We start from the raw sequence: 15,591 nt of genomic DNA on the forward strand, positions 1-15,591 counted from the left end.
TTTATTCCTCCTTCTTTTTGCTTACGCGTGTAGCTTTTGAATTTGGAATAAAAAATATACATCATTTTTACCAGCCACCAGATATTTTTATGTTTTCACCATTAATGTAGGAAGACTTTTGATCGTCAAATAAAAAACAAACAAGTTCAGCTACCTCTTCTGGCTTTCCTGCTCTATTTGCTGGAATGTTGTCAATGACCGATTGTTTCTCAACTTCTGTAAGTTGTTGATTCATCTTTGTATCAATAAACCCAGGACTAACTGCATTAATTCGAATAGCAGTCCCTGCAATTTCTTGTGCAACCGCCTTAACAAAACTGTTCTGTGCACCTTTAACAGATGAATAAATCACTTCAAAACTTGCACCCATCTCTGCCCAAATGGATGAAATGACAATAATGTTACCATTTCGCTTCTCAATCATCGAAGGTAAGCATGCTTGCGTAATCTTCCACATTGCTTTCACATGTACATGGTATAAGCTATCCATCACATCAGATGGTGTATCTTGCAGTAACCCGTAATGCGCTTGACCACTGGCAAAAGCAATATGTGTAGGCGATAGAGTTAATTTTTCAAGAAACATGTCAATTCCCTCTTTATTACTTAAGTCAGCTTGAATTACTTCTAATACTACTTCATCTGGAAACGCTTGAACCATTTTTCTGATGGACTGATGATCTTGGTTAAAATGTAAGGATAATGTATACCCTTCTTTAACTAAACGCATCGCAATCGCAGATCCAATTGATCCACTAGCGCCTAGAATAAGGCAATGCTTTTTCATTTACTCTCAACCTTTTTCTGGGACAATTTGAAAAACAGAAACATTCATTTCATGTACCCAATTATTTAGAAATGTATTAGCTGCTTCTAAAGTTAGCTTTTCCGTAGTAGGAAGTAAATTAAAATAATCAAAACCAAGTAATTGATAATGTGTAAATTGGTTCGCCATATTTTCCAAACTATTCATACCACGTAACAACTCACCAGTTTTTTTACGCTTCATTCGAACAAAATCTTCTTCCGTTATCTTTATATCATTCCAACTCATTAATTGCTCTTTCAACGCTTCAGCTAATTCATCTGGATTTTCTGTATTTCCTCCAATAATTGAGAATGCAAAATTCTTCTCTCGACTAGATTCAAAAGAAAAACTATCGTCAATTAAATTCTTTTCATATAATTCTTGGTAGAAAGGACCACTTTTCGAGTAAAAATGTTCTAAAAGCATGTCAGCTAATAAGTCTTTCTCCATAAAGGACTCATCAATTTTTTGGGCGTTCTCTTTAATACCGACCATACATTTTGAGATTGACACAGGCATTTCCAATACTTCCTTCGAATTAGCAACTGTATCAGGTTCATCTGGAAATGAGCGTTCAATCTTTTCTAATGGGCTAAATGTTTTTGCCTGTTGATTTGAACGGATAAGTTCCATCATTTGATCAGGGTCAAAATTTCCTGCTACCGATATAACCATATTTGCTGGATGATAAAACGTCTGGTAACAGGTATATAAATCTTCTTTTGTAATATCTTGTATCGAAGCAACCGTACCAGCAATATCAGTTTGAACTGGATGATGATGATACATACTTTTTAGTGTTCCAAAAAACGAACGCCAATCTGGTTGATCATCATACATTTGAATTTCTTGTGCAATAATTCCTTTTTCTTTTTCAACTGACTGATCTGAAAAATAAGGATCTTGAACAAAGTCCAATAACGTTTCTATATTATTTTCAACTTCTGTTGTAGAAGAGAATAAATAAGCTGTTTTTGTAAAGGAAGTAAATGCATTAGCGGATGCTCCACGTTTGGTGAAATCTTGGAAAACATCACGATCTTCTTTTTCAAATAATTTATGTTCTAAGAAATGAGCAATGCCATCTGGAACCGTTACATGCTCCTTTTGATTAATCGGTGTAAAAGATTGATCAATTGATCCATAGTCCGTGGTGAAAATACCAAATGTTTTGGTCATTTCAGGTTTAGGTAATAAAAAGACACGTAAACCATTATTGAGTGTTTCTGTATATACCGTTTCTTTTAATTGGTCATATGTTTGTTTATGCATTTTCGTTACCCCCTTGTGCTGTTAGAAAGTAGACGGTATCTAACTGGATCTTTTGGCCAACTTCCAAAAGGTTATCCTTAGAAACTTGATTAATCTCTTTAACAAATTGATCTGGTGATCGTTCCGCACCTGCCAACACTTGATGATATAATATTTCTACTAAACCATCTGGATGATCTAACGTTTCTTTCCACTGGTTAACAACTAATTTTTTTGCTTCCTCTATCTGTTCTTCAGTGAAATCACCATTAACCATTGCATCCATTTGTTCCACTATAATCCCTTTTGCTTTTGCATAGTCTTTTGGATCAATTCCACTAAAAACAAATAATAAACCTTTATGACTTTCAAAACGAGAGGATGCATAGTAAGCTAAGCTATTTTTCTCGCGCACATTAATAAATAACTTCGAACTTGGAAAACCTCCAAAAATAGCATTGAATATTTGGAGTGCAGGGTACGCATCATCACGAAAGGTTATGTTTGTTCTATATCCTAAATGTAATTTGCCTTGTTGCATCGCTTGCTCTTCAATAATTTCCTTAGGCTCACTTTGTTCTTTTTGATCGTGCTCAATTTCAACAAGCTTTGGATTTCTTTTTTTATTGAAATAAGACGGAATTAATTTATTTACATCAATATTTTCTAAGTCACCCAACACATAAACATCCATTTGATCTTCTTGTAGTAGTTGTTGATAGTAAGTATATAAACTTTTTTCATCTATCCGATTTAAATCCTCCTGATAACCATGCACATGTAGACTATAAGCTTCTCCCTCACACATTTTATCAATTAAACGCATGTTCGCATAGCTCATTTTATTATCAACTACTGCATTTATTTTTTGTTTCAATGTTTGTTTTTCTCTACTGACAATTGTTTGATCGAATGCTTCCTTTATCGTTTTGGAATCATAAATGACATCACTTAAGAACTGTAACGCTTCCTCAAGAATGTTTTGCTCCGTCGATAAGTATGTTTGATTTGCTATCTCCATCCTGAAACTCATAACATGATCATTTCCTTTTTTGGCACTATCAATAGACAAGGTTGCGCCAAATAGGTCATCTAATGCCCTACGAAATAGACTTGATGTTGGATACTTATTCGTTCCTTGTTGCAATACAAAAGGAAGCAAAGCTCTTTCTGTGATATTTTCACGATTTAATGGTGATTTTAATTTCACTGTAAGGTGAATTGTTTTAAATTTTTTACTTTGTAAAACATGTAAGTTGTAACCTTGTTGCTCTGTTACATCTTCTGTGACAAAAGTCATTACATTTCCTCCTCTAAATCTAATGTACATTGATGTACATAGCATTGTTAATATATATCTTTCCTATCCATTAATATAACCCTAAAATACATTTTACTAGAAAAAGAGCCCGGTAACAATTACCAGGCTCTTTTGTGTTCTTATCTATACTATGTTTACGAATGAAAACTATCTAATTAACGGCTACCTTTAATATATGGGTCACCACTTGCTTTTGGTGCCTCTGCCCTACCAATAAACCCTGCTAACGCAAGAATAGTTAATAAGTATGGTGCAATAGTTAAATAAACATCAGGTACATTATCTAATATTGGAAGACCTGAGACACTTAAACTTTGTGCAAAACCGAAGAATAAAGCTGCACCTAAAGCACCAAGTGGATGCCATTTCCCAAAAATAACAGCTGCTAACGCCATAAACCCTTGACCTACAATCGTTGATCCAGAGAAATTTAACGCAATAGTGAGTGCGAATACAGCCCCACCTAGACCACCTAATGCACCTGATAAGATAACAGCAATATACCGCATTTTATAAACGTTTATTCCATTTGTATCAGCTGCCATCGGATGCTCTCCAACTGACCGAAGGCGTAATCCAAACGTTGTTTTATACAAAACAAACCAGCCAACAAAGGCAAGGAAAATAGCTAAGTAAGAAGTGTAATATGCTCTAGCAAAAAACATTTCTCCTATAACTGGAATATCTGAAAGGATCGGAACGGATTTAGAATAAAATGGTTGTTGTACCATATCCGTTTGTCCTTTTCCATACCACTGTTTCGTTAAAAATACACCAAGTCCAACTGCTAAAAAGTTAATTGCAACACCACTAACAACTTGATCAGCACGGAATGTAATAGAAGCTACAGCATGTAATAAAGCGAAAATCCCTCCGACTACAGCCGCAGCAATAATCGAAATCCAAGGTGTAGCAGCACCAAATACATCTGCAAAGGTTAAGTTGAATACAATTCCAACAAACGCACCCATTACCATTAGACCTTCTAAACCAATGTTTACAACACCTGAACGTTCACTAACGACACCACCAAGTGCAGTGAAGATAAGAGGAGCAGAATAAAACAAGGCGATTGGTATAATTGATTGTAGCGAATCAATAAATGCCATTTACTTCCCCTCCTTTTTAAATCGAAGTAAAATCCAACGAATAAAGTAGCTTGAAGCTACAAAAAAGATGATTAATGCAATAACAATTTCAACTAATTCAGAAGGAACACCTGCTGAAGTTGGCATGTTTAATGCACCGACCTTTAGACTTCCAAATAAGAAAGCGGCAATTACAGTACCTAAAGCAGCATTACCACCTAATAATGCGACAGCGATACCATCAAATCCTAAGTTAGTAAATGCTGAGTGTGAAGGCATGTAACCGAATGTTCCAAGGCCTTCCATAGCACCAGCCAAACCAGCAAATGCACCCGAAATGACCATTGATAGTATAATATTTTTCTTCACGTTAATTCCTGCATACTTTGAAGCATTAGGATTAAAACCAACAGCTCTAAATTCATATCCAGCAGTTGTTTTTTCTATTAAAAACCACATGATAAATGCAGCGAAAAGAGCGATGAGTATTCCCCAATGTATACGTGAATAATCGGTCAATTCCATTAACCAAGTTGAAGAAAGAGACGCGCTCTCTGCAATTCGATTTGATGAATCTTGATTATCTGTCAATACATTTCGGATCATATAATTAGATAAGTGTAACGCAATATAATTCATCATAATTGTAATAATAACTTCATGTACACCCTTTGTTGCTTTTAACAAACCAGGTATAAATCCCCAAAAGGCTCCCGCTAAAGCTGCACCTAAGATGGTAAGTGGTAAATGTATAATCATTGGCGCTTCAAAACTTGAACCAATCCAAACTGCCACAAGCCAACCAACAATTACTTGACCTTCTGCACCAATATTAAACAGCCCACTACGAAAGGCAAATGCTACTGCTAGACCTGTAAATATGTATGGTGTAACCTGTCGAATTGTTTCTCCAAAGAAATAACTGCTTCCAAAAGCCCCATTCCATAATGCGATGTATCCCTCGATAGGATTATAGCCAAAAGCAAGCATAATAATGGCACCTGCTAAAAGACCTAAAAAGACAGAAATTGTTGGTATTAATATGTTAAATAGGCGATTAGAAAACATTAATGTTCACCTGCTTTCTGCTTACTACTACCAGCCATCAATAAGCCTAATTCTTGTTCATTTGTTTCTTCAGGTTTAAGATTTGCAACAATATTACCATCAAACATAACTGCAATTCTGTCACTTACATTCATAATTTCATCTAATTCAAATGATAATAGTAAAACAGCCCGCCCTTTATCGCGTTCTTCTATTAACTTTTTATGAATAAATTCAATTGCACCCACATCTAAACCACGGGTTGGTTGAGCAGCTATTAATAAATCAGGCGAACGATCAACTTCACGTGCAATAATTGCTTTTTGCTGATTTCCACCAGATAACGCTCTTGCTTTTGTATAGACACTAGGCGTACGCACATCATACTCACTAATTAGTCCTTTAGCATATTCATATATACGTTTAAATGATAAGACACCTTTATTAGCATATGGCTTCTGATAATAAGTTTGTAATATCATATTTTCTCCAATTGGAAAATCTAGAACCAAACCAAATTTATGACGATCCTGTGGAATATGTGCGACACCTGATTCAGTAACTTTTCTCGGTGACATATTCGTTATTACCTTATCATGCACTAAAATTTCACCAGATTCAGAAGGTCTTAAACCTGTTATTGCTTCAATTAATTCAGTCTGTCCATTTCCATCAATACCTGCAATACCAACAATCTCGCCAGCTTTTACATCTAAATTCAAATCTTTTACCATCATGGCATTTCGAAGATCTTTTACAAACAAATTATTGATCGTCAATACCTTTTCTTTTGGTTGTGCAGGTGTTTTATCTGTTGAGAAACTAATGTCTCTACCAACCATTAAAGAAGCAAGTTCATTCGCATTGGTGTCTTTAACCGTTACTGTACCAATACCTTCTCCCTTACGAATAACTGTACAACGATCACATACATCTAAAATTTCTTTTAGTTTATGTGTAATTAAGATAATAGAAATCCCTTCACTAATTAATGATTTCATTATTGCCATTAACTCTTTTATTTCTTGTGGTGTTAATACCGCTGTAGGTTCATCCAGAATGAGTACCTCAGCACCACGATAAAGTGTTTTCAATATCTCAACACGTTGTTGCATTCCAACCGAAATATCACGAATCTTTGCGTTTGGATCAACATGTAAACCGTATTTTTGGGAAAGTTCAACAATATCTTTCTCAGCTTTTTTGATATCTATTTGTCCATTTTTTCGCGGTTCTTTACCTAGTATAATATTTTGCGTAACAGTAAATGTATCAACTAACATGAAATGTTGATGCACCATTCCAATTCCTAGTTTGTTTGAAACATTGGGATCAGTTATTTTAACACTTTTCCCCTTTACTTTTATTTCACCTTTTTCTGGTTGATACAAACCAAATAAAACATTCATTAACGTTGACTTTCCAGCACCATTTTCGCCTAGAAGAGCATGAATCTCTCCTTGCTTTACTTGTAACGTAATATTATTATTTGCAACGATACCCGGAAATTCTTTTCGTATTCGAAGCATTTCGACTACATAGTTATCCAAAATCCCCACTCCTTATACGGTTCTCTCTTGAGAATTAAAATAAAATCGTCAAATGAAAAGGGGCGAGTTAGCTCTTCATTTAATGACTTTAACGCACACTTATTTATGTGCACCTATTCTGTAATTTATTATTAGTTAACAATTAAGTATTTATAGTAAGAAAAAGGCTAGAAAATTCTAGCCTTTTCTTACTTTTTAAAGAGATTCTAGATACGCGTCTAATTCGTCATCTGTTGTTGGAACTTCAATTGTTCCATCAAGAACCTGTTGCTTGGATTCCTCAACAGCTGTTGCTATATCTTCAGTGAACGCTTCTTCGTTAGTAGTAGCGACACCAACACCATCTTCAGCAAGACCAAATGTAAGAACTTCCCCACCTGGGAATTCACCATTTAAACCTTGTGTTGCTAAATCGTTAACTGCAACATCTACACGTTTTAGCATAGAAGTAAGCGTAACATTTGTATCATTGATTGCACCTTCATCATATTGATCACGGTCTACACCGATAACCCAAACATTAGCATCTGGATCACTATTTTTAATATCTTTTGCTTGAGCAAATACACCATTACCAGTTGCACCTGATGAGTGATAAATTACATCTACACCATCGTTATACATACTAGCTGCAATTGCTTTACCTTTAGCTGCATCAGCAAATGATGCGGCATATTCTCTTACCACTTCAATTTCTGGATCTACTGAAGCAACACCAGCAACAAAACCAGTTTCAAAACGTTTAATTAAATCACTTTCTTCTCCACCAATAAAACCTACTTTACCTGATTCAGACTTCATTGCTGCAGCAACACCTACTAAGAAAGATCCTTCTTGTTCAGCAAATGTAATACTCGCAACGTTATCACCTTCTACAACTGAGTCAATAATAGCGAAATTCGTATCAGGATTTTGACCTGCAACTTCTCCAAGTGCTTCAGCTAATTTATAGCCTACACCAAAGATCAAATTAAAATCTTGTTGTACTAAGCGGTTTAAGTTTGGTAAAAAGTCTGCATCTTGATCAGATTGTGCATACGTATAACCTTCGTCTTCTACTAAGCCATTATCTGCACCAAATGCACCTAAACCTTCCCATGCTGATTGGTTAAATGATTTGTCATCTACTCCACCAACATCAGTAACCATTGCAACTTTATAATCAACTTCCTCTTCTGTGTCCTCTGTTGCATCTTCTGTAGTATCTTCTGAACTTGTATCTTCACTTGAAGTATCCTCTTCATCAGAAGTACCACAAGCCCCTAAAATTAAAACAGCTGCTAATAATAAACCTAAAATAAGTAATAAACGATTTTTTCTCAACGAAATACCCCCAATAATTTTTATGTTAACCCTTAAACTTTGCTAAAACCCGATGTTGCGCACCACCTCCTAAAAGTATGGAATTTAACATTCTTTTTCTAACAATACAACTTAAAAATTAACTTTTAAAAACTAATCCACATTATGTATACTTAACTTTTGTGAAAGTAAATGGTTGTCCTACCTATCAGTTCATATGAAAAATACTAATAATATAGTCAAAGAATAATATAACACTTTTAATTCGAGAAATAAATACTTATTCCTACAAAAAAGAGTGAAAATATCAAAAAGTTCCCAAACATTGTTAGATTATCTAACAATGTTTGGTCTAATAATTTACTTAATAACCAATTTGTTTAAAATATACCTATTTTTGTATTTATTAAGAAGTTTTTTGTTCTGGATATTCTGAAATTAATACAGTTCTAGGTTTTGATCCTTCATAAGGACCAACAATTCCCCTTGCTTCCATTGCATCTATTAATCTAGCTGCGCGTGTATAGCCTACTCTAAATCTTCTTTGCAACATGGAAACACTAGCACTCTGCATTTCCACAATTAATTTAACGGCATCATCAAACAAATCATCTTGCTTTTCGTCATGTTTTACCTCAGATTCCTCCTCTGGAATCATTTCATCTTGATATTGTGCTTTTTGTTGTTCAATACAATGGTCAACGATACTTTCCACTTCCTCATCAGATAAGAATGCCCCTTGAATTCGGGTAGGTTTAGATGATCCTACTGGTGTAAACAACATATCTCCTCGGCCTAATAATTTTTCCGCTCCCCCAGAATCTAAAATAGTTCTTGAATCGGTTGAAGATGACACACTAAAAGCTATTCGAGAAGGAATGTTCGCTTTTATTACGCCAGTTATAACATCAACAGAAGGACGCTGTGTCGCTATTATTAAATGTATACCAGCTGCTCGGGCCATTTGTGCTAATCTTGTAATTGCATCTTCAACATCACTTGAAGCAACCATCATCAAGTCAGCTAATTCATCAACGATAACAACAATATAAGGTAACAAAGGTTGTTGATCTTCTTCTTCGCTATTATATCGTTTAACGTACTCATTATACCCTTCAATATTACGGCTTCCAGTATCTGAAAACAATTCATAGCGGCGCTCCATTTCAGCTACAACCTTCTTAAGTGCTCTAGATGCCTTCTTTGGATCCGTAACTACAGGTGCAAGCAAATGAGGAATTCCATTATAAATATTTAATTCTACTTTCTTAGGATCAATCATCATCATTTTCACTTCATGTGGTTTAGCTCGCATCAATATACTAGTTATAATACCGTTGATACAGACACTTTTACCACTTCCGGTTGCACCTGCAACTAGTAAGTGCGGCATACGATTCAATTCAGCAACAATTGCTTCGCCTGAAATATCTCGTCCAAGTACAAAAGATAGAATATTCCCATTCATTGCTTGTTTCGTATCTAAAACCTCACGAAGAGATACAGCAGCGACTTCCTTATTTGGAACTTCAATTCCAACTGCAGATTTTCCTGGAATTGGTGCTTCTATTCGAATATCCTTTGCGGCTAATGCAAGCGCAAGATCATCATGAAGATTTACAATTTTACTCACCTTCACACCAGCCTCTGGATAGACTTCATACTTTGTAACAGCAGGTCCAACATGAACTTTGGTAACTTTTGCTTTTACACCAAAGCTAACAAATGTACTCTCTAATTTACGAACAGTTGCCTGAATTGCACCTTTTTCTGCTTGTTGTTGATGTTTAACAGGTTCTTTTAACAATTTTAAAGGTGGCAATAAATAGGACGCATTTTCCATTTCTGTCATTGGTAATGGTTCGATTATTTCAATCTCTGTTTCTTTTTCTTCTTTTTTATTCTCTGGTTGATCTTTTGTATCCATCTCATTTGACACATTTTTAGTAGCATATGAGATATCTGTAAATTCTTCAATTACCGGATAATCTGTTACCTCATCTACTACTGTATCAGATGTATTCGTTAGTAGTTCTTCTCGATCGTATTCTTGCTCCATTTTTTTACTATCTTTTTTAGCTTGACGCTTTTCTGTCCAGTTTTTTCGTCCACTTTGTGTTACAGCTTTTATTTTACTACCATTAACAGCCAAAAAGTTGCCGATTGAAAAGTCTGTAACAAAAACGATACCAATAATAATGGAAAAGACCGCAACAATTTGTGCACCTGTAGCTGAAAATAGTACATAACAAAAAGCAAATAAAATTGCCCCTATCATTCCGCCACCTAAATAATAAGAAGTAAGATTCCCGTCTAAGTATGAAAAGTAGTTTGACCATGTCATTGCCAACACAGACCCACCTGGTTGTTGTTGTAACAAGCTTTCAAATGAATCAATATGTGTTAGTAATAAAACACCTAAAAAAATAATCCCTAAACCTACCATGCGTCGATTAATTAAATTTGGTAATTGTCTTTTTATAATCATATAAATACCGACACTCAACAATACAAGTGAGGCGATCATATACCACACACCGAATAATAAACGAAAAAAGTTCTCTAATCCAGTTGGTATTGCTCCTTCACTAATCGCACTTGCACCACTTCCAAAAACAGCTAGAAAAATAAATAGAATGCCTAATAGTTCATATTTTAATTGTTGTTGTACTTTTTTTTGATTCCCTCTCTTTTTCTTTTTAGCCTTAGCCAAATTCCCCACCCCTGTATTCTATCAAAATTCTTTCTCCCACTATTATGATGAGATAAACCCTTGTCCGTTTGACAAGGGTTTATCTTTATTTATTCTTCATACAAATCCTATTCTTCGCTATCACTATTATAGCATATCTATTTTTATCTGTAGACTTTTCCTTCGTGAAAATCTTATATAACTCATCATTTATATTTATTATTCACCAATAATCTCCCCTGGAGTAAGTGAAGGGGATAAATAATCTTGTGGATCTGTCGACAGTAGCTGAACAATACGATATTTACCGTTATCCAAACTATCAACTAGCATCATTTGATTATTACTAGTTACAACTTGACGTATTTGAAATAATGATTGGTCTGTGGGAAATATGTCGTGATCACTTAGTGGCGTATATAAGGTCATTGCATCACACCCCCACTTTCCTTTCTATCATCAATCATCTTATTTAATGTTTGCATTGCTTCCTTTACACCACCAACGGCATCAATTAATCCATATTCTACTGCGTCAGCACCTACAACATTTGTACCAATATCTCGTGTTAAATTACCCTTTTCAAACATTAAAGATTTGAACTTTTCCTCTGATATGTTGGAATGAGACGTTACAAAATGAATAACACGCTCTTGCATCTTATCCATATATTCAAAAGTTTGTGGCACACCGATAACCAAGCCATTTAACCTAATTGGATGGATTGTCATTGTTGCAGAAGGAACGACATACGTGTAATCTGTTGCAACAGCAATAGGTACACCAATAGAGTGACCGCCGCCTAGAATAATGGATACAGTTGGTTTAGACAAAGAGGCAATCATTTCTGAGAGAGCTAATCCTGCTTCAACATCTCCACCTACCGTATTCAATAAGATAATAAGCCCTTCAATTTTCGGATTCTGTTCAATAGCAATAAGCTGCGGCAATAAATGTTCATATTTAGTCGTCTTGTTTTGTGGAGGTAACTGTACATGCCCCTCAACTTGACCGATAATCGACAAAACATGAATATTAGAATCAGGTGCCGTTGGAACAGTGGATTGACCTAATTGCTGAATTTTATCGACTAATGATGATGAGTGTTTTCCTTCTTCTTGTTCATTCCCGTCTTTAGACATCAAAAAATCTCCTTTCGAATCTATCTTCATTAGTATGAACGAATCAAAAAAAGAACATACCATTTTTAGATTAAAAAGGAGTGCAAACAAAAAACAACCTCTGCTTATTTAAGCAGAGGTTGTTTAAACTACACATGACTTTAATTAGTTTTTGATTAGATCATACACTAGTTGCTCTTCAATTTCAGATAAATTTACTAACGGCAAACGAACATCACCTGTATCTATCCCCTTTAAACGTAAGGCTGCTTTAACAGGAGCTGGAGATGGCGCCATAAACAACCCTCTCATAATAGGTAATAACTGACGGTGAATCCTGGCCGCTTCTTTAACATTTCCCTGTTCAAAATAATTAAGCATTTGTTTCATTTCATCTCCAATAATATGAGATGCAACGGAAACCACCCCGTCAGCACCAATTGCTTGTAATGGTAGCGTTAAACTATCATCGCCACTGTATACAAAGAATTGATCATCGGTTTGTTCAATGATTTGAGAAATTGCATCTAAATTACCACTTGATTCTTTAACCGCTACAATATTATCAATTTGCGATAGCGCAACAATTGTGTCGACAGTTAAATGAACCATTGTTCTACCGGGAATATTATATAACATCACCGGGAGACTCGTAGACTCTGCAACTGTTCGAAAATGTTCATATAATCCTGCTTGATTCGGCTTATTATAATAAGGTGTTACGAGCAAAATTGCATCAACATTCGCCTTTTCTGCATGCTTTGTTAATTCTATTGTCTCTTTTGTGTTATTCGAACCGGTTCCAGCAATAATAGGTATTCGACCGTTTACTACTTTAACTGTCTGTTCAAATAGCCCGATTTTTTCCTTCGTGGAAAGTGTAGGTGATTCTCCTGTAGTACCTGCCACAACTAAACCATCTGTTTGATGCGTAATTAAATGTTCAATTAAATGCTCCACTTTATTCATATCCACTCGATCTAAAGAGTCAAATGGCGTAACCATTGCTGTCAATAATTTTCCAAAGTTCACGATAGGTTGCGTCTCCCTTCATCCATCTTGATCCATCCATTCCCTAGATGTTTAGATTTTTCTATTTAATTCAAACGTTTCATGCAATGCATTTACAGCTGGGATAAGATCATCATGGTGAATCAGCACCCATATCGTTGTATGACTGTCTGCAGATTGAAGGATTTGAATCCCTTCATTTGTTAGTGTTTGCACTATTTTGGCCGTTACCCCTGGAACTCCAGTCATACCAGCCCCAACTAATGAGACTTTTGCACAGTTAGAAACTGTTTCAGGTTGATAATGTAGTGCTTGTAATATATCAATTGCTTTTGCAGTAAACACCTCTGGAATTGTATAGACAACACCATTTGGTGAAATATTTATAAAATCAACCGAAATACCCGCTTCCGCCATTGCTTTAAAAACATCTGAATGTAATTGATCCACATTTTCATTCGTTAATACCTTTATTTGCGTAATATTAGACATATTCGCAATTCCAGTAACAATGCGATCTGGTATATCTTTACCCTTTACTGAATCGATTGAATCAGTAACTAATGTACCGATTTCAGTAGAAGCTGTTGATCTTACTCGCATTGGGATTTTCGCTTGCATAGCTATTTCAACTGCTCGTGGATGAATGACCTTTGCACCTTGATAAGCTAAATTACAAATTTCATTATATGTGACCACGTCTAATGTTCGGGCATTTTTAACTAACCTTGGATCAGCTGTCATTATGCCATCTACATCAGTAAAAATATCAATATATGTGGCGTCTAACGCTGCACCTAATGCAGCAGCTGACGTATCGCTTCCACCGCGTCCTAGTGTAGTTATTTCATTAGTAGCTGACTTCCCTTGAAAACCTGCGACGACAACAACTTGATGTTCTTTTAATTCATGATGAATCCGTTCTACTTCCATTGCCTTTATTTTTGCAGACGTAAAGTCTTGATTCGTTATAAAACCAGCTTGCCCTCCTGTTAATGCAGTCGAAGTTACGCCATTTTCTTTTAATTCATTAGAGAAAACGACAGAAGAGATTATTTCACCACAAGACATGAGTAAATCTTGTTCTCTATTACTAATATGCATATTAGGAAAACCAACTAATCCCAATAATGAATCTGTTGCATATGGATCAGGATAGCGGCCTATTGCAGAAACTACAACAACCACTTTGTACCCCTCATCAATAGCTGTTTTTATATGCTTAATCGCGTTACTTCGTGTGGTCTTACTTTGTACAGAAGTCCCGCCAAATTTTTGCACTAAAATCTCCATGTTGACACCTCTAAATTATAGCCAATTATTTTTAATTAATGATTCAGCGATTTGCACAGAATTCCATGCAGCACCCTTTAGTAAATTATCTGAGACAACCCATAAGTGGAAGCCTTTAGGTTCGTCGAGGTCTTTTCTTACTCTACCTACAAAAACGTCGCCTTTACCTACTGCATTTAGTGGTGTTGGATAGACCTGATTTGATGGATCATCTTCTAAAACAATACCAGGTGCATTTGCTAAAACTTCTTGAATAGCTTGAACTGATACGTTCTCATCATTAATTTCAACATATACACTTTCTGCATGTGATGTAAAAAATGGTAAACGTACACAAGTAGCTGCAACAGCTAAATCCGAAGCGTGTAGGATTTTTTTCGTTTCATTAATCATTTTCATTTCTTCAAAAGTATAGCCATTTTCTTGAAAAACATCAATTTGTGGTAATGCATTAAAAGCTATTGGATAATGCTTTTTTTCACCTTTAACAGGTAATAATTCAGGAGAAAGTTCTTCTCCATTCAAAAAGGCTTGCGATTGCTCTCTTAATTCTTCAACCGCTTTTGCACCTGCACCTGAAACAGCTTGATAAGTAGATACTATTACACGATTTAGTCCAAATGCGTCTTCTATTGGTTTAAGCGCAGCAACCATTTGAATCGTTGAACAGTTTGGATTGGCAATAATGCCATTATGTTTTTCGATATCAGATTCATTTACTTCTGGTACAACTAAAGGAACATTTTCATCCATTCTAAAAGCGCTTGTATTGTCTACTACTACTGCACCACGAGCTACCGCTTCATGTGCTAAAGCTTTAGATACAGAACCACCAGCAGAGAATAATGCAATGTTAACTCCTTCAAAGCTTTCAGGTGTAGCTTCTTGAACAGTAAACGTTTCATTCTTGAATTTTATTTTAGTTCCAGCTGAACGTGGAGAAGATAATAATGTTAACTGTCCAATTGGAAAATTCTTTTTCTCTAGTGTTTCTAGTATTTTTTGTCCTACAGCTCCAGTAGCACCAACAACTGCAACATGGTAACCTCTAATTTCTGACATAATAAATCCCCTTCCTTAATTATCAATGAATTGATTAAATTTGTA

At 35.4% G+C, this 15,591-nt stretch carries 13 protein-coding genes; all 13 read right to left on the minus strand.

Going from position 1 to position 15,591, the window contains the following annotated elements; genetic code table 11:
• Positions 1-67: 67 nt before the first annotated feature.
• The 13 genes from ymfI to asd all read right to left on the minus strand — a co-directional run bounded on the left by ymfI (position 68) and on the right by asd (position 15,546).
• On the minus strand, positions 68-787 hold the full coding sequence (gene ymfI / locus D2K62_RS02180) for an elongation factor P 5-aminopentanone reductase (protein ID WP_112180905.1): 720 nt from the start codon (positions 785-787) through the stop codon (positions 68-70).
• 6 nt (positions 788-793) lie between these two features.
• Complete coding sequence (gene yfmH / locus D2K62_RS02185) at positions 794-2,080, minus strand: EF-P 5-aminopentanol modification-associated protein YfmH (protein ID WP_112180904.1); 1,287 nt, start codon at positions 2,078-2,080, stop codon at positions 794-796.
• Positions 2,073-3,359, minus strand: coding sequence for an EF-P 5-aminopentanol modification-associated protein YfmF (gene yfmF / locus D2K62_RS02190; protein ID WP_117160851.1), 1,287 nt, complete (start codon positions 3,357-3,359; stop codon positions 2,073-2,075). Before yfmF ends, yfmH begins: the two co-directional genes overlap by 8 nt.
• 176 nt (positions 3,360-3,535) lie before the next feature.
• Positions 3,536-4,489 (minus strand): ABC transporter permease, encoded by a 954-nt coding sequence (locus D2K62_RS02195; RefSeq protein WP_117160852.1) that lies wholly within the window; start codon positions 4,487-4,489, stop codon positions 3,536-3,538.
• Positions 4,490-5,536, minus strand: coding sequence for an ABC transporter permease (locus D2K62_RS02200; RefSeq protein WP_117160853.1), 1,047 nt, complete (start codon positions 5,534-5,536; stop codon positions 4,490-4,492). It lies immediately after the preceding gene.
• On the minus strand, positions 5,536-7,044 hold the full coding sequence (locus tag D2K62_RS02205; protein ID WP_112182705.1) for an ABC transporter ATP-binding protein: 1,509 nt from the start codon (positions 7,042-7,044) through the stop codon (positions 5,536-5,538). The genes D2K62_RS02200 and D2K62_RS02205 overlap by 1 nt, the downstream gene beginning before the upstream one ends.
• A 216-nt stretch (positions 7,045-7,260) precedes the next feature.
• Positions 7,261-8,388 (minus strand): BMP family lipoprotein, encoded by a 1,128-nt coding sequence (locus D2K62_RS02210; RefSeq protein ID WP_112180900.1) that lies wholly within the window; start codon positions 8,386-8,388, stop codon positions 7,261-7,263.
• A gap of 385 nt (positions 8,389-8,773) precedes the next feature.
• The gene (locus D2K62_RS02215; RefSeq protein ID WP_117160854.1) at positions 8,774-11,080 is read right to left on the minus strand and encodes an FtsK/SpoIIIE family DNA translocase; all 2,307 of its coding nucleotides are present in this window, start codon (positions 11,078-11,080) and stop codon (positions 8,774-8,776) included.
• 198 nt (positions 11,081-11,278) lie between these two features.
• Positions 11,279-11,488: a YlzJ-like family protein gene (locus D2K62_RS02220; protein ID WP_112180898.1), complete on the minus strand. Its 210-nt coding sequence runs from the start codon at positions 11,486-11,488 to the stop codon at positions 11,279-11,281.
• A complete protein-coding gene (locus D2K62_RS02225) occupies positions 11,485-12,201 on the minus strand; it encodes a ClpP family protease (RefSeq protein ID WP_112180897.1) in 717 nt (238 codons plus the stop codon). Before D2K62_RS02225 ends, D2K62_RS02220 begins: the two co-directional genes overlap by 4 nt.
• A gap of 144 nt (positions 12,202-12,345) precedes the next feature.
• The gene (gene dapA / locus D2K62_RS02230) at positions 12,346-13,215 is read right to left on the minus strand and encodes a 4-hydroxy-tetrahydrodipicolinate synthase (RefSeq protein ID WP_112180896.1); all 870 of its coding nucleotides are present in this window, start codon (positions 13,213-13,215) and stop codon (positions 12,346-12,348) included.
• Positions 13,216-13,263: 48 nt separating this feature from the next.
• A complete protein-coding gene (gene dapG / locus D2K62_RS02235) occupies positions 13,264-14,484 on the minus strand; it encodes an aspartate kinase (protein ID WP_112180895.1) in 1,221 nt (406 codons plus the stop codon).
• A 15-nt stretch (positions 14,485-14,499) separates the two neighbouring features.
• Positions 14,500-15,546, minus strand: a complete 1,047-nt coding sequence (gene asd / locus D2K62_RS02240; protein WP_112180894.1) for an aspartate-semialdehyde dehydrogenase — start codon at positions 15,544-15,546, stop codon at positions 14,500-14,502.
• Between the last annotated feature and the right edge of the window lie 45 nt (positions 15,547-15,591).

Source organism: Paraliobacillus sp. X-1268 (genome assembly GCF_003426095.1).
GTDB lineage: Bacteria > Bacillota > Bacilli > Bacillales > Amphibacillaceae > Paraliobacillus_A > Paraliobacillus_A zengyii.

Coding starts and splice junctions, on each gene's coding strand:
- yfmH (WP_112180904.1), bottom strand. CDS start 2,080: ATGCATAAACAAACATATGACCAATTAAAAGAAACGGTATATACAGAA.
- dapG (WP_112180895.1), bottom strand. CDS start 14,484: ATGGAGATTTTAGTGCAAAAATTTGGCGGGACTTCTGTACAAAGTAAG.
- D2K62_RS02220 (WP_112180898.1), bottom strand. CDS start 11,488: ATGACCTTATATACGCCACTAAGTGATCACGACATATTTCCCACAGAC.
- D2K62_RS02225 (WP_112180897.1), bottom strand. CDS start 12,201: ATGTCTAAAGACGGGAATGAACAAGAAGAAGGAAAACACTCATCATCA.
- yfmF (WP_117160851.1), bottom strand. CDS start 3,359: ATGACTTTTGTCACAGAAGATGTAACAGAGCAACAAGGTTACAACTTA.
- D2K62_RS02200 (WP_117160853.1), bottom strand. CDS start 5,536: ATGTTTTCTAATCGCCTATTTAACATATTAATACCAACAATTTCTGTC.
- asd (WP_112180894.1), bottom strand. CDS start 15,546: ATGTCAGAAATTAGAGGTTACCATGTTGCAGTTGTTGGTGCTACTGGA.
- D2K62_RS02205 (WP_112182705.1), bottom strand. CDS start 7,044: ATGCTTCGAATACGAAAAGAATTTCCGGGTATCGTTGCAAATAATAAT.
- D2K62_RS02195 (WP_117160852.1), bottom strand. CDS start 4,489: ATGGCATTTATTGATTCGCTACAATCAATTATACCAATCGCCTTGTTT.
- ymfI (WP_112180905.1), bottom strand. CDS start 787: ATGAAAAAGCATTGCCTTATTCTAGGCGCTAGTGGATCAATTGGATCT.